Raw genomic sequence first — 18,910 nt, 5'->3', positions numbered from 1 at the left:
ACCGCCATGCGCCTGCCCCGTTCGTTCGCCGCCCTGCTCGTCGCGCTGTCGCTGACCGCGTGCAGCGCCCCCGCGCCCGCGCCGGAAACGCCGCAGGCCGCGACATCGGCGCCTGCACCGGCCGCATCGACGACACCCGCACCGGCGGCACCCGCTGCACCGCAGCCGCCGAAGGCAGTGCCCGCTGCGCCGGCACCGGTCGAACACGCCGGCAGCGCCAACCCGATGTCGCCCGACCGCACATGCCGCACCGACGCCGACTGCTCGGTGAAGGACGTCGGCAGCTGCTGCGGCACCTTCCCGTTGTGCGTGAACAAGGACGCGAAGGTCGATCCCGCCGCCGTGCGCGCGCAGTGCGCGAAGGACGGCATGGCCTCGGTCTGCGGCTTTCAGCCGGTCAGCGGCTGCACGTGCACGAAAGGCCGCTGCGAGAACGTCGCCGGCGGCGCGCAGGTGATGTGATGCTGCTCGCCCAGATCCACCTCACCCTGCCGGTCTGGGTCCACGACGCCGTCGACGTCTCGCGCGCGTACGCGAGCGACGCCGACAAGGTCGCGCTGGCGATCGCGCTCTCGCGCGGCAACGTCGAACACGGCAGCGGCGGCCCGTTCGGCGCCGTCGTCTTCGGCGCGGACGACCGCATCATCGCGGTCGGCGTGAACCGCGTGCTGCCGCAGACCTGCTCGGTCGCGCACGCCGAGATGATGGCGTACATGCTCGCGCAGCAGCGCACCCAGCGCGCGCGGCTCAATCGCGACGACGACGGCCGCGCCGTCGGCCCGATCACCCTCGCCACGTCCTCGCAGCCCTGCTGCCAGTGCTACGGCGCCACGATCTGGGCCGGCATCGACCGCCTGCTGATCGGCGCCCGCGCCGAGGACGTGATGGCGCTGACGCCCTTCGACGAAGGCCCGCTGCCCGCGGACTGGATCGGCGAACTGGAGAAACGCGGGATCGCGGTGACGCGCGACATCGAGCGCGATGCGGCCTGCGACGTGCTGCGCGCGTACGGCAGCGGTGGCGGCGGGAGATATTGATGCGTAGGGCGGGCCTTGGCCCGCCATTGCGACCACTCCGATTGCGTCGGACAACGATCGGAACCGTCTCGATCATTCGCGCATTGTCCTGAGGGGTGGCAACGGCGGGCCTGGGCCCGCCCTACAATGCCGGCATGACCTCAGGCCTCCTCTGCTACTGCCGCGCCGGTTTCGAGCCCGAACTCGCCGGCGAACTCACCGATCACGCCGCGGAGGCGGGGCTCGCGGGCTACGCGCGCACCGAGCGCAACGCCGGTTACGCGCTGTTCCTGACCGGCGATGATCTCGGCGAAAGCGGTCAAGCGCTGTCGCAGGCGCTGCCCTTCGACGAGCTGATCTTCGCGCGGCAGAAGCTGGTGCTGATCGCCGAGCTGCGCGACCTCGACCCGAAGGACCGCATCGCGCCGATGCTGGAGGCGCTGCTAACCCGTTGTGGGAGCGGCGTGAGCCGCGACTCCGGCACCGTCGGAGATGCGTCGCGGCTTACGCCGCTCCCACAGAAACAGCGGTTCGGCACGCTCGTCGTCGAACACCCCGACTCCGACGACGCCAAGCCGCTCGCCGGCCTCGCCCGCAGCTTCGGCAACGCGCTGCGGCCGGCGCTGCGCAAGGCGGGCCTGCTGACGGCACAGGACGACGACCGCCTGCCGCGCCTGCACGTGTGCTTCGTCGCCGGCGACCACGCCTTCCTCGCCGCCGGCGACCCGCGCGACAGCGCGCCGTGGCCGATGGGCGTGCCGCGGCTGAAGATGCATGCCGACGCGCCGTCGCGCTCGGCGCTCAAGCTCGAGGAAGCGCTGCTGACGCTGCTGACCACCGACGAGCGCACGCGCCTGCTGCGCGAAGGCATGCGCGCGGCCGACCTCGGCGCCGCGCCCGGCGGCTGGACCTGGGTACTGACGCGCCACAAGCTGCACGTCACCGCCATCGACAACGGCCCGTTGCGCCCGCACGTCATGGAGACCGGCCTCGTCCAGCACCTGCGCGCGGATGGTTTCGCGTGGCATCCGGCGAAGCCGCTGGACTGGATGGTCTGCGACATGGTCGAGCAACCGTCGCGCGTCGCCGCGCGCATGGCCGAATGGTTCCGAGAAGGCTGGTGCCGGCACGCCGTGTTCAACCTCAAGCTGCCGATGAAGAAGCGTTGGCACGAGACCCGCCTCTGCCTCGACCGCTTCGCCTCCCAGGCCGGCCGCCCGCTGACGATCCGCGCGAAGCAGCTCTACCACGATCGCGAGGAAATCACCGTGTTCGCGACGCCGGCGCGATCGACCTCGCCGTGACCGCGCCCCCTCCCCCGCACCTGATCCAGCAACGACTCCGCAACCGGATCATCGAATCGCTCGAACTGGCGGCATCCGCGGATCAACAGCGCGAGTACCAGCGCCAGGCGCTCGTCGTGCATGTGCCTCGCGAGGTGGTCCACCAGTGGGAAGACGTCGTCGGCGACGATTGGCGCAGGCACTATTCCGTCGGCGATATCTTCACCCATGCGGAAATCGAGGCCGTTGCCGGCTTCCATACCGTCTGGAACGAGGTGGCCGATTGGCTGCCCGACGGCGCGCTGGAAACGGTCATCGCCGCACCCGAATGGCAGCGTTTGGCTGTCGCGGCAGGAGCGGCTTTGCAGGTCTTCCTCGAGCGCGGACGATTGCCCGAAGATTGACGACATCATCCAAACCGACATGACGACCGAGTTCCCGCCCCACTCCGCCATCCCCGCCGACGTGCATGCCGAGATCCTGCGCCGCCTGCAGCGCGCGGAAGCCGAGCACGGGGTCCGCATCCTGCTGGCGGTCGAATCCGGCAGCCGCGCCTGGGGTTTCGCCTCGCCCGACTCCGACTACGACGTGCGCTTCATCTACGCGCACCCGCCGCGCTGGTACCAGGCGGTCGACCTGGAGGAGAAACGCGACGTCATCGAATATCCGATCGTCGACGACATCGACCTCAACGGCTGGGACGTGCGCAAGGCGCTGCGACTGCTGCGCAAGTCCAACCCGGCGTTCGTCGAATGGATCCAGTCGCCGATCCGCTATCTCGAACGCGGCACCTTCGCCGCCGAGGCGCGCCGCCTGCTGCCGGAGGTCTATTCGGTGACGAACGGCCTGTACCACTACCGCAGCATGGCCAAGACCAATTACCGCGGCTATCTGCGCGAGGAGCCGGTGCGGCTGAAGAAGTACTTCTACGCGCTGCGTCCGCTGCTGGCGACACTGTGGCTGGAACGTTACGCGACGCCGGCGCCGATCGAGTTCGACGCGCTGCTGCACCTGGTCGACGATCGACCCGCGCTATTGGCCGACATCCGCGATCTGCAGGCGCGCAAGCGCGTCGCGCCGGAAACCTGGGTCGGGGACGCGGTGCCGTCGCTCAACGCTTTCATCGAACGGGAACTGGCGCGGCTGGACGGCCTGCAGCCCGACGCGGAAGGACGCAGCACGACCCTGCCCGCCTTGAACGCGCTCTTCCATCGCGTGCTGGACGAAAACGGCGACTGAGCCCGCCTCCCGCTTCCGGCCCCTCGCATCCGTCTGCTAAGTTGGGGGCATGGCCGTCGGCATCCTGCTCATCACCCATCCCGGCATCGGGACCGCGCTGGTCGCGGTCGCGACCCGGCTGCTGCGCCAGTTGCCGCTGAAGACCGAGGCGTTCGAGGTCCCGTTCGACCTCGACCTCGACGTCGCCCTGCCGCAGGCCAGCGCCGCGCTGCGCCGGGTGGACGGGGGCGACGGAGTGCTGGTGCTGACCGACCTGTACGGCGCCTCCCCCAGCAACCTGGCGGCGAAGGTCTCGCGGCTGGGCACGCCGGTGCGGCGGGTGGCCTCGCTCAACCTGCCGATGCTGCTGCGGGTGATGAACTATGCCGAGCTGCCGCTCGACGAACTGCCGGCGGTCGCGGCCGCCGGCGCGCGCAACGGGGCGATCTTCGATGACGCCTGACACCACGGGCCCCGGGGAGGCCACGCCATGATCGAACGCGAACTGCCGGTGCTCAACCGCCTCGGGTTGCATGCCCGCGCCACTGCCAAGCTGGTGCAGACGGTCTCGCCGTTCCGCTGCGGCGCCACCATCTCGGCCAAGGGCCGCGAGGTCAACGCCAAGAGCATCATGGGCGTGATGCTGCTGGCCGCCGGCCAGGGCAGCACGGTGATCGTGCGCACCGACGGCGACGACGAGGCCGCGGCGATGGACGCCATCGCGGCGCTTTTCGAACGCCGCTTCGACGAGGACAGCTGAGGCGCATGAGACGGGTCCTCTCCGGCCACGGCGCATCGCGCGGCGGCGCACTCGGACGGGCGCGCGTGCGCCTGCCGCATGCGCTGGAGGTCATCGAGGACCGGATCGAACCCGAACTGGTCGAGGCCGAGGTCGCGCGCATGCACGCCGCGGTCGACGCGGTGCGCGCGGACATGCACGTCCTGCGCGAGCGCCTGCACGGCGCGCTGGCGCACGAGGTCGGCGAGTTCCTCGACCTGCACGCGCTGCTGCTGGACGACCCCGAACTGCTCGCCGGCCTGGACGACATGATCCGCACCGGCCGCTACACCGCCGACTACGCCCTGCGCCTGCAGCGCGACCGCATCGCCGCGGTGTTCTCGGCCATGGACGACGCCTACCTGCGCAGCCGCATCGACGACATCGACCAGGTCGTCGGCCGCCTGCACGCCGCGCTGCACAAGCGCGAGGCCGACCTGCAGGGCATCGCCGGCGACATCCTGGTCACCGACACGGTCGCGCCCACCGAACTGGCGCAACTGCACGCGCAGGGCGTGCTGGCGGTGGTCACCGCCGGCGGCAGCCCGCTGTCGCACACCGCCATCCTCGCGCGCAGCCTGCACGTGCCGCTGGTGATCGGCGCGGCGCAGGCGCTGCAGAAGATCAACGACGGCGACGTGCTGGCGGTCGACGGCGGCAGCGGCCTGGTGATCCTGGAGCCGAACGCCGACGACCTGCGCGCGCACCAGGCGCGGGTGCGCGAGTACGCGCGCGAGCGCAAGCAATTGCACCGCCTGCGGCGCGAGCCCACGCGCACGCTCGACGGCGTCGACGTCAGGCTCTGGGCCAACGCCGAGTCGCGCGAGGACGTGGCCGAGGCGCACGCGCTCGGCGCCGCCGGCGTGGGCCTGTACCGCACCGAATTCCTGTTCATGCACCGCCCCGCCGCGCTGCGCCGCACGCTGCCCGACGAGGAGGAGCAGTTCCGCGCCTATCGCGACCTCGTGCTGGGGATGACCGGCCGCACCGTCACCATCCGCACGCTCGACATCGGCGCGGACAAGGCCGACGAAAGCGGGCTGGCGCTGACCGGCGAGCCGAATCCCGCGCTGGGCCTGCGCGGCGTGCGCCTGTCGCTGTCGCGCATCGACCTGTTCCGCACCCAGTTGCGCGCCATTCTCCGCGCCACCGGCTACGGGCCGGTGCGGATCCTCGTGCCGATGGTCAGCGGCCGCGAGGAGATGCTGGCCGTGCGCGCGCTGGTGCGCGACGTGCAGCGCGAACTGCGCGCCGAGGGCCAGGCGATCGCCGACCAGGTGCCGGTGGGCGCGATGATCGAAGTGCCCTCGGCCGCGATCGCGCTGCAGACCTTCATCGCCGACACCGATTTCCTGTCGATCGGCACCAACGATCTGGTGCAGTACCTGCTCGCCGCCGACCGCACCAACGAGGCGCTGGGCGACCTGTATTCGCCGCTGCATCCGGCGGTGCTGCGGCTGCTGTTCGAGATCATCCGCGCCGCGAAGACCCACAGGAAGCCGGTGGCGGTGTGCGGCGAGATCGCCGGCGACCCGCTGTTCGCGCCGGTGCTGCTGGCGCTGGGGCTGGAGGAATTCAGCCTGCACCCCGGCACGCTGCTGGAAGTGCGCCGCGCGATCCGAGACCTGGACCTCTCCGCCCTGCGCGCCCGCGCCGCCGTGCTGCTGCGCGCCCGCGACCGCGCCGGCATCGAGCGCTGGCTGGCGCGGGTGTCGACGTGATCGACGGCCGGCCGCCGCCGACACCCGAACGCATCGCGCGCTGGGAGGAACACGCAGTGCGCCTGCTCGCGGTGCGCACCGCGCCGGACAGCGTGATCGACGCGCTGCGCCACATCGGCTGCCCCAAGGACCTCGCGCAGGAGATCGTCGCGCGCAGCCAGGCCCCCGCGACGTCGCAGCTGCGGCGGAAGGGCGTGGGCATCCTGCTGACCGGACTGGGCATGATCGCCGCGAGCGTGATCATCATGACGATCGAAGCCGCGACCGACGTGCATGCGGGAAGCCGCCGCCTGATGGCGCTGCTGATCGTCGGCATCGGCACCGCGTTCTACGGCATCTTCCAGATCGTGTTCGGCTGAGCCTGCCGCCGCGCACGTGGCGTGCAGATCGGCAGCGTGTCATGCCCTTTTTCATGCGCCGCGTCGCATCCCCGGGTCGCCGAGGCAAGGTCCGTGGCGCTGCCTTGGCTGGTGGCCAAGGCATGACACGCTCTAGACTCGCGCACGCCCTTCCGCAGACGCCCGCCATGACCGAAGCCCCGATCCGCATGCCGCAGTTCACCCAGAACTGGTTCGACGGCAACATCCCCAGCCTGCAGCGCTGGCTGGGCGAGTTCAGCGGCCGGCCCGGCCTGCGCGCACTGGAGATCGGCAGCTTCGAAGGCCGCTCCACGCTGTGGCTGTGCGAGAACATCCTCACCGCCGAGGACGCGCGCATCGACTGCCTCGACCTGTTCGCGACCGACCCGGTCCACGGCGACTACCTCTCGCGCTTCCGCCACAACACCTCCGAACACACGTGGAAGGTGCGCGAAGTGCACGGCCCGAGCTTCGAGGGGCTGAGGCAGGTCGAAGGCCCGTACGACATCGTCTACGTCGACGGCTGGCACTCGGCGTTCGGCGCGCTCGCCGACGGGGTGATGAGCTGGCCGATGCTCAAGGTCGGCGGCGTGATGGTGTTCGACGACTACCTGTGGGTGCCGCCGAAGTACGGCGAACCGCCGGTGCCCGGCGCGCTGGCACGCCTCTGGGCGTCGCTGCGCGGCCGCGACGTGGTGAAGGACGCGATGGAGCAGCACATCGCCGCCTGCGCCACCGAATGCCCGAAACGCGGCGTCGATGGCCTGCTGGCCACGCTCGAAGGCCATTACGAGGTGGTCGGCGCCGACCGCCAGATCGCGGTGCGCAAGACCCGCGAATTCGGCCACGCGCAGGTCGGACTGGACACCTGATCCGCGGCGCGCCCGTCTGGCGCGGCGGCGATCAGCCCACCGCCACCCGCGCGTTGCGGAACATGCGCAGCCACGGCGAGTCCTCCGGCCAGTCGGCCGGGTGCCAGCTGAGGTTGGCGCTGCGCGGGGTGCGTTCGGGATGCGGCATCAGGATCGTCGCGCGGCCGTCGCGGCTGGTGACGCCGGCGATGGCGTCTTCCGAACCGTTCGGGTTGGCGGGGTAGCTCGCCGCGGGGCTGCCGTCGCCGGCGACGTAGCGCAGGGCCACGGTCGCGGCCATGCGATCGGCCGGCACGTCGAACGTCGCCCGGCCTTCGCCGTGCGCGATCGCCACCGGCAGGCGCGCACCGGTCATGCCGAGGAAGAACAGCGACGGCGAGTCGGCGATCTCCAGCAAGCCGAAGCGCGCCTCGAACTGTTCGCTGCGATTGCGCAGGAAGCGCGGCCAGTGCTCGGCGCCGGGGATGATGTCCTTGAGCTGCGACAGCATCTGGCAGCCGTTGCACACGCCCAGCGCGAAGCTGTCGGGGCGGGCGAAGAACGCGGCGAAGGCGTCGCGCAGCGCCGGACGCTCCAGGATCGACGTCGCCCAGCCGCGGCCCGCGCCCAGCACGTCGCCGTAGCTGAAGCCGCCGCAGGCGGCGAGGCCGGCGAAGCCGTCCAGCGCGACGCGGCCGGCGATGAGGTCGCTCATGTGCACATCGACCGCGACGAAGCCGGCGCGGTCGAACGCCGACGCCATCTCGATCTGGCCGTTGACGCCCTGCTCGCGCAGGATCGCCACGCGCGGCTTTGCGCCGGTGGCGATGTACGGCGCGGCGACGTCGTCGGCCGCGTCGAAGGTCAGCTTCGGCTGCAGGCCCGGCGCGTCGAAGCGGCGCACCGCGGCGCGCTCCTCGTCGGCGGATTCGGGGTTGTCGCGCAGCCGCTGCATCGCGTGGGTGGTCGCCCACCACGCGTCGAACAGCGCCTCCCAGCGCCATTCGGCCAGCACCGCGCCGTCTTCCAGCACGCGCACCGCGGCGGCGGTGGTCGGCCGCGCGATGCGCTGCGCGCATTCGATCAGGCCGTGCTCGGCGACGAGGTCCGCGAACTCGGCGCGGTCTTCCTCGGCGATCTGCACGATTGCGCCCAGTTCCTCGCAGAACAGCGTGCGCAGGACGTCGCCGCCCCACTCGTCGAGGCTGATGTCGAGGCCGACGTGCGAGGCGAACGCCATTTCGCACAGCGCGGCGAACGCGCCGCCGTCGGACCGGTCGTGGTAGGCGCGGACGAGGCCGCGTTCGCGGGCGTCGCGCATGAGGTCGAACAGGCCGCGCAGGCGTTCGGGGTCGTCGAGGTCGGGCACGCCGTCCTCGCCGTGGCGGCCGCCGAAGCCGTCGAACACCTGGGCGAGGATCGAGCCGCCCAGGCGCTTGCGACCGGCGCCGAGGCCGATCAGCCACAGTTCGGTGCCCGGCTCGCGCGACAGCAGCGGCGTCGACTGGCCGCGCACGTCCTCGACCGGCGCGAACGCGCTGACGATCAGCGACACCGGCGACACCGACTTGTGCGCCTCGCCGGCCTGCGACCACTGCGCCTGCATCGACAGCGAGTCCTTGCCCACCGGGATGCTGAGGTCGAGCGCCGGGCACAGCGCCATGCCGACCGCCTTCACCGCGTCGAACAGGCGGGCGTCCTCGCCGGCGTGGCCGGCGGCGGCCATCCAGTTCGCCGACAGCTTGACGCGGTCGAGCGACGCGACCGGCGCGGCCAGCAGGTTGGTGATCGCCTCGCCCACCGCCATGCGCGCGGCGGCGGCGGCGTCGATCAGCGCCAGCGGCGTGCGCTCGCCGATCGCCATCGCCTCGCCGGCGAAGGTGTCGAAGCCCGACAGCGTGATCGCGCAGTCGGCCACCGGCATCTGCCACGGGCCGACCATCTGGTCGCGCGCGGTCAGGCCACCGACGCTGCGGTCGCCGATGGTGATCAGGAACGACTTCGCGGCGACGGCCGGATGCGCAAGCACGCGCAGGCCGGCGTCGTGCAAGTCAATGCCGGCACCGTCCAGCGACGGCCACGGCGTGGCCACGGGGCGGCGCGCATCGCGATGCATCTTCGGCGCCTTGCCGAACAGCACGTCCATCGGCAGGTCGATGGCGGGGCTTTCAGCCCCTCTCCCCGAGGGAGAGGGGTTGGGGAGAGGGCCGGCGGAAGGGTGACCTCCGTCGTGCTCCGCACCCTCACCCGACGCTTCGCGTCGACCTCTCCCGGGGGGAGAGGTGAAATGCCCCACCACCAGCCGCTCCTCCGCCGTCGCCGTACCGACCGCGGCGAACGGGCAGCGTTCGCGTTCGCAGATCGCGGCGAAGTCGGCGAGGCGGTGCGGGGCGACGCCCAGCACGTAACGTTCCTGCGATTCGTTGCACCACAGCTGCATCGGCGACAGCGACGGATCGTCGCTGGGCACCTTGGCGAGGTCGATCACGCCACCGACGGACGAGTCGTGCAGCAGCTCGGGGATCGCGTTCGACAGGCCGCCGGCGCCCACGTCGTGGATGCACAGGATCGGGTTGTCCGCACCCAGCGCGACGCAGCGGTCGATCACTTCCTGGCAGCGGCGCTCCATCTCGGGGTTGTCGCGCTGCACGCTGGCGAAGTCGAGGTCCTCGGCGCTTTCGCCGGAGGCCACCGAACTGGCGGCGCCGCCGCCGAGGCCGATCAGCATCGCCGGGCCGCCGAGCACGATCACCACATCGCCGGGCGACAGCGGCTGCTTCGCCACCATCGGCCGGTCGACGGCACCGAGGCCGCCGGCCAGCATGATCGGCTTGTCGTAGGCGCGGACGAGGCCGGTGTCGGGCTCGCGCGCTTCGAACGTGCGGAAATAGCCGGTCAGGTTGGGCCGGCCGAATTCGTTGTTGAACGCCGCGGCGCCGAGCGGGCCGTCGAGCATGATCTCCAGCGCCGGCGCCATGCGCGGGTTGAGCGCGCGCTCGCCTTCCCACGGCTGCGGCAGCGTGGGGATGCGCAGGTGCGAGACGCTGAAGCCGGCGAGGCCGGCCTTCGGCTTGCCGCCGCGACCGGTCGCGCCCTCGTCGCGGATCTCGCCGCCGGCGCCGGTGGAGGCGCCGGGGAACGGCGAGATCGCGGTCGGATGGTTGTGGGTCTCCACCTTGATGCAGAACGCGCTGGGCGCTTCGGCCTCGGCGCGGTATTCCAGCGTGGCCGGATCGGGCCGGAAGCGCTTCGCCGGGTAACCCTCGACCACCGCCGCGTTGTCGCTGTACGCCGACAGCGTGTACTCGGGCGTCTGCGCGTGGGTGTGCTTGATCATCCGGAACAGCGACTGCGGGCCGCCGTTGTGCAGCGCCTCGCGGCCGTCGACGGTCCAGGACGCGTTGAAGATCTTGTGCCGGCAGTGCTCGGAGTTCGCCTGCGCGAACATCATCAGCTCGACGTCGTGCGGGTCGCGGCCCAGCGCGGCATAGCGCTCGCGCAGGTAGGCGATCTCGTCGTCGGCCAGCGCCAGGCCGAGGCGGGCGTTGGCGGCTTCGAGGTCGGCCAGCGGCACGATTTCGAGCGCGCCGCGCGCCGGCACCGAGAACAGCGCCGCGGCCTCGCCGGGATCGGCAAGCAGCGACTGGGTCATCGGGTCGTGCAGCGCCTTCGCCAGCGCCGCGCGGGTGGCGGCATCGCCCGGGAAGCCGACGAGGTCGATGCGGGTGCCTCGCTCGACGCGCAGCACCGGCTGGCCGGCGCCGCGCAGCAGTTCGGTGGCCTTGCTGGCCCAGGGCGAGATCGTGCCCAGGCGCGGCGCGATGAAGCGCGACACGGCGCCATCGGCCGGCGGCGTGACCGCGGCGCGGGCTTCGAGGATGCGGTCGAGGGCATCGGCGTCGGGCGTGCGGCCCGGTTCGGGCCGGACCCAGTAGACCCACCAGGCGCCGGAGACGCGGATGTCGGGGACAATCGCCCGGAGGCGGGTTTCGAGCCGTTCGCGGCGGAACGGCGACAGGGCCGGGAGGCCCTCGAGGACGATCATGTCCGGTACACGTCAGCGCGGGGCGGCAATTGTACCGGAAGCCGTCCCGCCGGGCCCCGGAAGGCCGGCAGGACGGGGGTGGCGAGCCTCAGCGACCGCCGGCCGGGGTGCCCGAGCCCTTCTTGCGCTCGACGGCCAGCTTGTCCAGCGCGTCCAGCATGGTGGTCGGGTCCATGTAGCCCGGCAGCACCTCGCCTTCGACGTCGACGATCATCGGGGTGCCCTGCAGGCCGAGGCGCTGGCCGAGCTGGTATTCGGCGGCCACCGGGTTCTCGCAGCGCTTGGGCGGCACCGGGCGGCCGTTCTTGGCGTCGGTGAGCGCCTGACGACGATCGGCCGAGCACCAGACCGACTCCATCACCAGCGCGTCCGGGCTGCCGAGGCCGGCGCGCGGGAAGGCCAGGTATTCGACCGCGATGCCCAGCTTGTTGTACTCGGCGATCTGCGAGTGCAGCTTGCGGCAGTAGCCGCATTCGATGTCGGTGAACACCGCGACGGTGTGCTTGCGCGGGCCGACCGGCGCAAAGACGATGCGGTCGGTGACCGGGATCTTCGCCAGCGCCTCGCGACGGACCGCGGCCAGACCCTCACGGCCGACCTCGCGCTTGGCCTTCAGGTCGAACAGCGAGCCCTGCAGCATGTAGCGGCCATCGTTGCTGAAATACAGGGTCTGGCCGTTGACGATCGCTTCCTGGAAGCCGGCGATGGCCGCCGGGGCCACGCGATCCGGCACCAGCCGCGGATCCAGCTTCTTCAGCTCGGCGCGCACCATCTCGTCCGGGGTGCCCTTCGCCGGATCGGCGGCCTGGTCGGCGGCAGCGGGTTTGGACTGCGCGCAGGCAGACAGGCTGAGGGCGCACAACAGGGCGAACACCGGGAATTTCATGCAGGGCGGTTCCATCGAAGGGCGGAAGGGCGTGGACGTCGGACCGCGGAAACGCGGCCGGGTTCAGAGGTTCCGGCCGATTGTCGCACGCGACGTGCGCCTGCGGCCGTGCCGGAAGCGCCCCCTTCTTCACGGTTTCGGCGACGCGGAACGGCCGCCCCCGGCATGGGCTCGCGGGGCTGCCGCTCAGGCCCGCGGGTGGTGCTGCGCATGCAGGCGCTTGAGCTGCTCGCGGGCGACCAGCGTGTAGATCTGGGTGGTCGACAGGCTGGCGTGGCCGAGCAGCATCTGCAGCGCGCGCAGGTCGGCGCCGTGGTTGAGCAGGTGGGTGGCGAAGCTGTGGCGCAGGCCGTGCGGGCTGATCCGCTGCGGATCGATCCCCGCCACCGCCGCCAGCCGCTTCACCAGCGTCCAGAACGCCTGCCGGGTCGGCGGCTCGGCCGCAGGGGTGAGGAACAACGCGGCGGGCGCGCGCTTGCCGGCCAGTGCCGGCCGGGCCTCGGCGAGATAGCGCTGCAGCCAGTGCTGCGCCTCCTCGCCCAGCGGCACCAGCCGGTCGCGCCCGCCCTTGCCGGTCACCCGCAGCGCGCCCTGGCGCAGGTTCACCGCCGTCGCCGGCAACCCGACCAGTTCGCTCACGCGCAGGCCGGCGGCGTACATCAGTTCCAGCATCGCGCGGTCGCGCAGGCCTTCGGGCGTGGACACGTCCGGCGCCGCCAGCAGCGCCTCGATCTCGCGCTCGGCCAGCGCCTTGGGCAGGGAGCGCGGCAGCTTCGGCGGATCGAGCAGCGCGGTCGGGTCTTCGGCACGGGCGCCGCGGCGCAATTGCAGTGCGAAGAACGCCCGCAGCGTCGACAGCAGGCGCGCGTTGCTGCGCGGCGAATACTGCTCGCGGGTGCGCCAGGCGAGGTAGTCGAACAGCGCCGCGCGGTCCGCGCCGCACAGCCCGCCGCCGGCGCCGTCACGCCAGCGCGCGAAGCCTTCCAGATCGCGCCGGTAGCTGGCCTGCGTCTGCTTCGCCAGCCCGTGTTCGGCCCACATCGCCTCGATGAAGGCATGGATGGCGGCTGCGTCGGCGTCGCGCAGCGGCGGCAGCGCGTGGACGAGCATGCGACGGTCGGCGGGCGTGCGGCTGGGCATGCGCGCAAGGGTAGCGCGGGCACGATCCCGTATCCTGTCGCGATGACCGCGACCACCTCCGATACGCCCGCTCCGGCCCCTTCCGACGCCCCCGCCCGCCCGAAACCGCTCGTCGGCTGGCGCCTGCTCGCGCTGCTGTACGACCTGTTCCCGATGCTGGGCCTGTGGTTCCTCGTCGGCCTGATCGCCGTCGCGCTGCACGGCGGCGAGACCATCCGCGCGGACACCGTCGCCGGCTGGCTCGAACTGCTCGCGCTGTGGGCGATCACCGGCCTCTACGCCGTGCTCAGCTGGCGGAATGGCGGCCAGACCCTCGGCATGCGCCCGTGGCGCCTGCGCGTGACCGCCGCCGACGGCACCGCGCCGTCGTGGCGTGCGCTGTGGCTGCGCTTCGCCGTCGCCACCCCGTCGCTGCTGCTGGGCGGACTCGGCTTCTGGTGGGCCTGGCTGGACCGCGACCGCCTGACCTGGCACGACCGTGCCAGCGGCACGCGGATGGTGCGGGTGGCGAAGGGCTGACCGCATGGCGTTCGCGCCCCTCTCGCTCGCCGCGGTAGCCGAAAGGCCGGAACCGTGGTTGCGCCTCTGGTGGGCACCCGACGCCGATGCGGACGCGCCGTGGATCCGCCTCGATCACGCGGCCTCCGACGACGACGTCGTGCGCGTGCTGGGCGTCCTGGTCGCATGCAACGGCGCCGACGCCACCACCCCTGAAGCGTCGATCGCACGACTCCGCGCGCGCGATGCCTTGCTGCTTCCGGGTGGACTGGCCGCCACCATCGGCGACGAGACCATCGCGCCCTCGTGCTGCTGCGGTCTGGAGCAATGGCGCGATTGGGAAAATCTGCTCAATGGCGGCGAAAGCCTGTGGCTCGGCCACGACCCGACCCCGACGATCGAGCGCCACGGCGATCATTTCGTGCTCTGGGCTGACGTTCCCGACGGGCACCGCCCGCTAGCTGCGTTGCGTTTCGACACTTCGGCGCTCACCATGGCGCTCGCGCCCATCGAGCGAGACTTGCACGGTTTCTGCGCAAGAATTTCCGAAGCGCTGTCCGCACGCATGCCGCGCATCTCGGACGACGTGACACAGTTGTTCCGCGATGCGTTCGTCCTGTCACCGCCACGAGGCCGGTGACGACACCTACTCCGTCCTGCGCTGGAACATCCACACCGACAGGCCGACCATCACCAGCGCGGGGATGGCGTAGGCAATGCGGTAGTCGAACTTGAACACACCGGCGAGGCGGACGAACTGGGTCTGCACCAGCCAGAAGCCCAGCGAGAAGATGATGCCGGTGAACAGGCGCTTGCCGAGACCACCGCTGCGCAGCGAGCCGAACGCGAACGGGATCGCCAGCAGGCACAGCACCAGCACGTTCACCGGGTAGAACCACATGCCCCAGTAGAACTCCTGGTATTCGCTCGAATCCAGGCCGTTGCGCTCGCGGTATTCGATGCCGGCCTTCAGCTGGTCGCTGGTCATGTAGCGCGGGCGCCAGATGTCTCGGGTGGTGGCGGCCAGCGCCGAGGCGTCGAGCCGCGAGGTCCAGCGTTCCTCGGCGGCGCTGGTGCGGGTGGCAGCACGGGCCTCGAAGCGGGTGCGTTCGACCTTGCGCAGGATCCACTGGCCCTTCTCGTGTTCGGCGCTTTCGGCGTGGACGATCGAAGCAAGGCGACCGTCCGGGCCGAGTTCGAACAGGCGCACGTCGTTGAGTTGCAGCCACTGGCGGCCACCCTCGCTGCGCTCCTCGCCGGTCTGGGCGTTGAGGAAGACGTCGCCCTCGCGCGCCCACAGGCCGGAGTACTGGGCCACGATCACGTCGTTGGACTTGGCCGCGGCCTTGAGCGTGTCGGCACGGCGCTGCGCCCACGGGCCGAGGGTGTCGCCGTTCACCACCATCAGCGCGGTGAGCACGCCGAGGGTGAGGATCACCGACAGGCTGATGCGCCGCCGCGACAGGCCCAGCGCGCGCAGCACGGTGAGTTCGGAACTGGACGACAACTGGCCGAGGCCGATGGTGGCACCGATCACCGCCGAATACGGGAACAGCATGTACATGCGCCGCGGCAGGCTGTAGGCGACGTTGGTCGCGGCGGCGAGGAAGTCGTAGCGGCCGGTGCCGACGTCGTTCATCTCGACCAGCAGGCCGCTGATCAGCGCGTCCAGCCCGACCAGCACGCCCCAGGTCAGCAGCACCGTCGACAACACCACGCGACCGAGGTACAGGTCGTGGATCTTCGGGAACGGCCTCATGCGCGGACCGCCTTCGGCCGCCGGATCGCGCCGTCGCGGGCGTACAGCCAGACGCCGGCCGCCAGCACCGGCAGCACCAGCCACCACAGGCCGGCGGTGGTCGGCAGCTTGCCGTCCTGCAGCCACTGGGTGCCGAGCATCATCAGGAACACGCCGAACAGGTAGATCAGGAAGCCGACCGCCAGGTTGCCGTAGCGCGCCTGCCGGGGACTGCTGCGCGAGAGCGGGATCGCCAGCAGCGCGAAGCCGAGGGTCAGCAGCGGCGGCGCCAGCCGGGAATGCACCTGCGCGGCGGCGGCGGCGCCGGGCGTGCCCAGCAGCGCGAGCGTGGATTTCAGCGCCACGTCGTCGGTGCGACGGTGCGGGTTGGTGTCGTCGGGCAGCAGCACTTCATTGGCGCCGTAGCGCACCAGCCGGTAGTCGCGGCCCGGGCCGGACAGCGGGCCTTCGACCTCGAACCCCTGCTCCAGCCGCAGGTAGCGGTCGCGCTGGTCGCCGGAGATGGCCTGCAACGACAGCCGCCCGGTGCGCGAGGTGGTCACGTCGAAGCGATCCTGCTTCTGGCGGTAGATGAAGACCCGCTGCAGTTCGCGATTGTCGGGGGACATGCCGCCGACGTAGATCACGCCGCCACCACCAGGCAGCTCGTTGAAGCGGCCCGGCTCCATGCCCGCGATCAGCAGGTTGCGGCCAGCCTCCTCGATCATCCGCGCCGACTGGCGGTCGGCCCACGGGCCCAGCCACAGCGAGCACAGCGCCACGATCGTCACCACCGGCACGGCCATCAGCGCCAGCGGGCGCAGCATGCGCCGGGGGCCCACGCCGATCGACACCAGCACCGGCATCTCGGCATCGCGGTACAGCCGGCCCATGGCCAGCATCAGCCCCAGCATCACCGCCAGCGGCAGGATCAGCGGCAGCCACTTCAGGAACACCAGCCCCAGCTGGATCAGCAGCATCCCCGGCGGCACCTTGCCGCGGGCCACGTCGCCCAGCACGTCCGCGAAGGCGCCGCCCAGCAGCACGATCAGCAGGATCGTCAGCACCGCGAAGGTGCTCTGCGCGAATTCGCGGCTCAGGTAGCGATCCAGCTTCGACATCGGGACGGGGGCTCCGGTCGCCGGGCATCCGGCGGGGGCTTTCGATTAAACTTCCGGGATTCTGCGCGCGCCGCGGCCGGTTGTTGAGGCCGGCGCCGGGCGCCGCCGGCACGTCTCCGGGCCCGCAGGGCGCCGGGCGATTGTACGGAGGCCCCCCTCGGAAAGGCACGCCACCTGAACGATGCCGGCCTCGGCGGTTCAGGCAGCCCCGCCCGCGCCCGTCGTGCAGCCCCTTCACCGTCCGCACGGAACCGATCCATGGCCCTCGTCTTCACCCTCCACGGCGCGCCCGCCGCCGATGCCCCCCGCCACGCCGTCGACTGCCTGGTGATCGGCGTCTTCGCCGACCAGTCGCTGACCCCGTCCGGGCAGGCGGTCGACGCCGCCACCGGCGGGCGCCTGGCCGCGCTGGTCGCCCGCGGCGACGTGTCCGGCAAGACCGGCCGCACCGCGCTGCTGCTGGACCTGCCCGGCGTGGCCGCGCCGCGGGTGCTGGCGATCGGACTGGGCGACGCCGCCAAATTCGGCGTGCCGCAGTACCTCAAGGCCGCCGCCGACGCCGCCCGCGCGCTGAAGGACGGCGCCGCCGCCAACGCCCTGTTCACCCTGAGCGAAGTGCCGGTGGCCGGCCGCGACACCGCCTGGGCCGTGCGCCAGGCCGTCGTCGCCTTCAACCACGCCAGCTACCGCTACAGCGCCACCCTCGGCGAGAAGAACCGCGACAAGGGCGCCAGCAAGCTGGCCGCCGTCGCCATCGCCGGCACCGACGCCCAGGCGCTGTCGCAGGGCATCGCCATCGCCGATGGTGTGGCCTTCACCCGCGAACTGGGCAACCTGCCGCCGAACGTCTGCAACCCGGCCTACCTCGCCGAGCAGGCGCAGGCGTTCGCCGCGCAGCACGCGAAGGCCGAATGCGAGGTGCTGGACCGCGCGCAGATGGAAGCCCTGGGCATGGGCTCGCTGCTGGCGGTGTCCCGCGGCTCGGCCAATCCGCCGAAGCTGATCGTGCTGAAGTGGAACAACGGCGGCGACGCCAGGCCTTTCGTGCTGGTCGGCAAGGGCATCACCTTCGACACCGGCGGCATCAACCTGAAGACCCTCGGCGGCATCGAGGAGATGAAGTACGACATGTGCGGCGCCGCCACGGTGCTGGGCACGTTCGTCGCCGCCGCGAAGATGAACCTCCCGGTCAACCTGATCAGCATCGTCCCCGCGGTGGAGAACATGCCCGACGGCATGAGCTATCGCCCGTCCGACGTGCTCACCAGCATGTCCGGCCGGACGATCGAGGTCGGCAACACCGACGCCGAAGGCCGCCTGATCCTCTGCGACGCCCTGACCTACGCCCAGCGCTTCGAGCCGCAGGCGCTGCTGGACGTCGCCACCCTCACCGGCGCCTGCGTGACCGCGCTCGGCAAGTACGCCGCCGGCCTGATGAGCAAGCACGACGACCTCGCGAACGAACTGCTGGCCGCCGGCGAGCACGTGTTCGACCGCGCCTGGCGCCTCCCGCTGTGGGACGAATACCAGAGCCAGCTCACCTCGGCCTTCGCCGACGTCTACAACATCGGCGGCCGCAACGCCGGCGCCATCACCGCCGGCTGCTTCCTCTCGCGCTTCACCGAAGGCCAGCGCTGGGCGCACCTGGACATCGCCGGCGTCGCCAACGACGACGGCAAGCTCGGCATGGCCACCGGCCGCCCGGTGGGCCTGCTGGCGCAGTGGCTGCTGGACCGGGTGCAGGGCTGACGGTGCCCCGCGCCGACTTCTACCTGATCCAGAAGCCGCGTTTCCGCGAGGAACCGTTGCGGCTCGTGTGCGAGCTGGCGCGCAAGGCGTACGACGCGAACCTGTGGACGCTGGTGCTGGCGCGCGACGCCACGCAGGCGGAGGCGCTGGACGAGTTGCTGTGGGCGTTCGACGAGGACGCCTACATCCCGCACCAGATCGCCGGCACCGACGACGAGGACGACCTCACGCCGGTGCTGATCGCCGCGCCCGACGACGACGTGCCGCTGCGCGCGCTGGTGATCAACCTGCGCGACGCGCCGGTGGACGGCACCTTCGAGCGCGTGCTGGAAGTCGTGCCCGCCGACGAATCCGCGCGCGGCCCGCTGCGCGAGCGCTGGAAGCAGTACCAGGCGCGCGGGCTGGAAGTGAAGAAATACGACATGTAAGCCCACACTCCTGTCATCCCGAGCGCAGCGAGGGACCTGCTTTTTTTCTTTTTCCACGATTGGAAAGCAGGTCCCTCGC

The 18,910-nt window shown here is 71.4% G+C and carries 19 protein-coding genes; 14 read left to right on the top strand and 5 right to left on the bottom strand.

The genetic code is table 11. The annotated features are described in order from the left end of the window. Positions 1-6: 6 nt before the first annotated feature. From ACT53R_RS11980 to ACT53R_RS11935, 10 genes are all read left to right on the top strand, one after another. Positions 7-462, top strand: a complete 456-nt coding sequence (locus tag ACT53R_RS11980) for a hypothetical protein (protein ID WP_476172107.1) — start codon at positions 7-9, stop codon at positions 460-462. Next, positions 462-1,037: a nucleoside deaminase gene (locus ACT53R_RS11975; protein WP_476172106.1), complete on the top strand. Its 576-nt coding sequence runs from the start codon at positions 462-464 to the stop codon at positions 1,035-1,037. Before ACT53R_RS11980 ends, ACT53R_RS11975 begins: the two co-directional genes overlap by 1 nt. A gap of 134 nt (positions 1,038-1,171) precedes the next feature. Then, positions 1,172-2,320 carry a 23S rRNA (cytidine(2498)-2'-O)-methyltransferase RlmM gene (gene rlmM, locus ACT53R_RS11970; protein WP_476172105.1) on the top strand — a complete coding sequence of 383 codons (1,149 nt, stop codon included), beginning with the start codon at positions 1,172-1,174 and terminating at the stop codon, positions 2,318-2,320. Next, the gene (locus ACT53R_RS11965; RefSeq protein ID WP_476172104.1) at positions 2,317-2,703 is read left to right on the top strand and encodes a hypothetical protein; all 387 of its coding nucleotides are present in this window, start codon (positions 2,317-2,319) and stop codon (positions 2,701-2,703) included. The genes rlmM and ACT53R_RS11965 overlap by 4 nt, the downstream gene beginning before the upstream one ends. 19 nt (positions 2,704-2,722) lie before the next feature. Continuing rightward, positions 2,723-3,538, top strand: a complete 816-nt coding sequence (locus ACT53R_RS11960; RefSeq protein ID WP_476172103.1) for a nucleotidyltransferase domain-containing protein — start codon at positions 2,723-2,725, stop codon at positions 3,536-3,538. 49 nt (positions 3,539-3,587) lie between these two features. Next, positions 3,588-3,980 (top strand): PTS sugar transporter subunit IIA, encoded by a 393-nt coding sequence (locus ACT53R_RS11955; RefSeq protein WP_476172102.1) that lies wholly within the window; start codon positions 3,588-3,590, stop codon positions 3,978-3,980. A 27-nt stretch (positions 3,981-4,007) separates the two neighbouring features. After that, entirely contained in the window at positions 4,008-4,277 is a 270-nt protein-coding gene (locus ACT53R_RS11950) for an HPr family phosphocarrier protein (RefSeq protein ID WP_476172101.1), read from the top strand. Between the two features lie 5 nt (positions 4,278-4,282). Then, positions 4,283-6,016, top strand: a complete 1,734-nt coding sequence (gene ptsP, locus ACT53R_RS11945) for a phosphoenolpyruvate--protein phosphotransferase (RefSeq protein WP_476172100.1) — start codon at positions 4,283-4,285, stop codon at positions 6,014-6,016. Beyond that, complete coding sequence (locus ACT53R_RS11940; RefSeq protein ID WP_476172099.1) at positions 6,013-6,375, top strand: hypothetical protein; 363 nt, start codon at positions 6,013-6,015, stop codon at positions 6,373-6,375. The genes ptsP and ACT53R_RS11940 overlap by 4 nt, the downstream gene beginning before the upstream one ends. A gap of 167 nt (positions 6,376-6,542) precedes the next feature. Beyond that, the gene (locus ACT53R_RS11935) at positions 6,543-7,247 is read left to right on the top strand and encodes a class I SAM-dependent methyltransferase (protein ID WP_476172098.1); all 705 of its coding nucleotides are present in this window, start codon (positions 6,543-6,545) and stop codon (positions 7,245-7,247) included. Positions 7,248-7,278: 31 nt separating this feature from the next. Here ACT53R_RS11935 and purL read toward each other — a convergent pair whose 3' ends face one another. From purL to xerD, 3 genes are all read right to left on the bottom strand, one after another. Further along, a complete protein-coding gene (gene purL, locus ACT53R_RS11930) occupies positions 7,279-11,271 on the bottom strand; it encodes a phosphoribosylformylglycinamidine synthase (protein ID WP_476172097.1) in 3,993 nt (1,330 codons plus the stop codon). Positions 11,272-11,359: 88 nt separating this feature from the next. Further along, on the bottom strand, positions 11,360-12,157 hold the full coding sequence (locus ACT53R_RS11925; RefSeq protein WP_476172096.1) for a thioredoxin fold domain-containing protein: 798 nt from the start codon (positions 12,155-12,157) through the stop codon (positions 11,360-11,362). A gap of 186 nt (positions 12,158-12,343) precedes the next feature. Further along, positions 12,344-13,297 carry a site-specific tyrosine recombinase XerD gene (gene xerD / locus ACT53R_RS11920; protein WP_476172095.1) on the bottom strand — a complete coding sequence of 318 codons (954 nt, stop codon included), beginning with the start codon at positions 13,295-13,297 and terminating at the stop codon, positions 12,344-12,346. Positions 13,298-13,339: 42 nt separating this feature from the next. Between xerD and ACT53R_RS11915 the strand changes: the two genes are divergently transcribed. Next, on the top strand, positions 13,340-13,816 hold the full coding sequence (locus ACT53R_RS11915) for an RDD family protein (protein ID WP_476172094.1): 477 nt from the start codon (positions 13,340-13,342) through the stop codon (positions 13,814-13,816). Positions 13,817-13,820: 4 nt separating this feature from the next. After that, the gene (locus tag ACT53R_RS11910) at positions 13,821-14,435 is read left to right on the top strand and encodes a hypothetical protein (protein WP_476172093.1); all 615 of its coding nucleotides are present in this window, start codon (positions 13,821-13,823) and stop codon (positions 14,433-14,435) included. 6 nt (positions 14,436-14,441) lie between these two features. On the opposite strand, the gene lptG is transcribed toward ACT53R_RS11910, so the two are convergent. Together lptG and lptF are read right to left on the bottom strand one after the other, a co-directional pair. Continuing rightward, entirely contained in the window at positions 14,442-15,554 is a 1,113-nt protein-coding gene (gene lptG, locus ACT53R_RS11905; protein WP_476172092.1) for an LPS export ABC transporter permease LptG, read from the bottom strand. Continuing rightward, a complete protein-coding gene (lptF, locus tag ACT53R_RS11900) occupies positions 15,551-16,654 on the bottom strand; it encodes an LPS export ABC transporter permease LptF (protein WP_476172091.1) in 1,104 nt (367 codons plus the stop codon). Before lptF ends, lptG begins: the two co-directional genes overlap by 4 nt. A 258-nt stretch (positions 16,655-16,912) precedes the next feature. Here lptF and ACT53R_RS11895 point away from each other — a divergent pair, with 258 nt between their 5' ends. Continuing rightward, the gene (locus ACT53R_RS11895) at positions 16,913-18,403 is read left to right on the top strand and encodes a leucyl aminopeptidase (RefSeq protein ID WP_476172090.1); all 1,491 of its coding nucleotides are present in this window, start codon (positions 16,913-16,915) and stop codon (positions 18,401-18,403) included. Between the two features lie 2 nt (positions 18,404-18,405). Beyond that, a complete protein-coding gene (locus tag ACT53R_RS11890; RefSeq protein WP_476172089.1) occupies positions 18,406-18,831 on the top strand; it encodes a DNA polymerase III subunit chi in 426 nt (141 codons plus the stop codon). Positions 18,832-18,910: the final 79 nt, after the last annotated feature.

The sequence above is a fragment of the Lysobacter sp. DMC104 genome (assembly GCF_056313665.1).
This window is presented reverse-complemented; position numbering and strand designations above follow the sequence as displayed.

What these genes read in the sequence shown, in the direction of transcription:
- rlmM (WP_476172105.1), top strand. Translation starts at nt 1,172, where the DNA reads ATGACCTCAGGCCTCCTCTGCTACTGCCGCGCCGGTTTCGAGCCCGAA.
- xerD (WP_476172095.1), bottom strand. Translation starts at nt 13,297, where the DNA reads ATGCCCAGCCGCACGCCCGCCGACCGTCGCATGCTCGTCCACGCGCTG.
- ACT53R_RS11950 (WP_476172101.1), top strand. Translation starts at nt 4,008, where the DNA reads ATGATCGAACGCGAACTGCCGGTGCTCAACCGCCTCGGGTTGCATGCC.
- ACT53R_RS11925 (WP_476172096.1), bottom strand. Translation starts at nt 12,157, where the DNA reads ATGAAATTCCCGGTGTTCGCCCTGTTGTGCGCCCTCAGCCTGTCTGCC.
- ACT53R_RS11910 (WP_476172093.1), top strand. Translation starts at nt 13,821, where the DNA reads ATGGCGTTCGCGCCCCTCTCGCTCGCCGCGGTAGCCGAAAGGCCGGAA.
- ptsP (WP_476172100.1), top strand. Translation starts at nt 4,283, where the DNA reads ATGAGACGGGTCCTCTCCGGCCACGGCGCATCGCGCGGCGGCGCACTC.
- ACT53R_RS11915 (WP_476172094.1), top strand. Translation starts at nt 13,340, where the DNA reads ATGACCGCGACCACCTCCGATACGCCCGCTCCGGCCCCTTCCGACGCC.
- ACT53R_RS11975 (WP_476172106.1), top strand. Translation starts at nt 462, where the DNA reads ATGCTGCTCGCCCAGATCCACCTCACCCTGCCGGTCTGGGTCCACGAC.
- purL (WP_476172097.1), bottom strand. Translation starts at nt 11,271, where the DNA reads ATGATCGTCCTCGAGGGCCTCCCGGCCCTGTCGCCGTTCCGCCGCGAA.
- ACT53R_RS11980 (WP_476172107.1), top strand. Translation starts at nt 7, where the DNA reads ATGCGCCTGCCCCGTTCGTTCGCCGCCCTGCTCGTCGCGCTGTCGCTG.
- ACT53R_RS11955 (WP_476172102.1), top strand. Translation starts at nt 3,588, where the DNA reads ATGGCCGTCGGCATCCTGCTCATCACCCATCCCGGCATCGGGACCGCG.
- ACT53R_RS11960 (WP_476172103.1), top strand. Translation starts at nt 2,723, where the DNA reads ATGACGACCGAGTTCCCGCCCCACTCCGCCATCCCCGCCGACGTGCAT.
- lptG (WP_476172092.1), bottom strand. Translation starts at nt 15,554, where the DNA reads ATGAGGCCGTTCCCGAAGATCCACGACCTGTACCTCGGTCGCGTGGTG.
- ACT53R_RS11935 (WP_476172098.1), top strand. Translation starts at nt 6,543, where the DNA reads ATGACCGAAGCCCCGATCCGCATGCCGCAGTTCACCCAGAACTGGTTC.
- lptF (WP_476172091.1), bottom strand. Translation starts at nt 16,654, where the DNA reads ATGTCGAAGCTGGATCGCTACCTGAGCCGCGAATTCGCGCAGAGCACC.
- ACT53R_RS11895 (WP_476172090.1), top strand. Translation starts at nt 16,913, where the DNA reads ATGGCCCTCGTCTTCACCCTCCACGGCGCGCCCGCCGCCGATGCCCCC.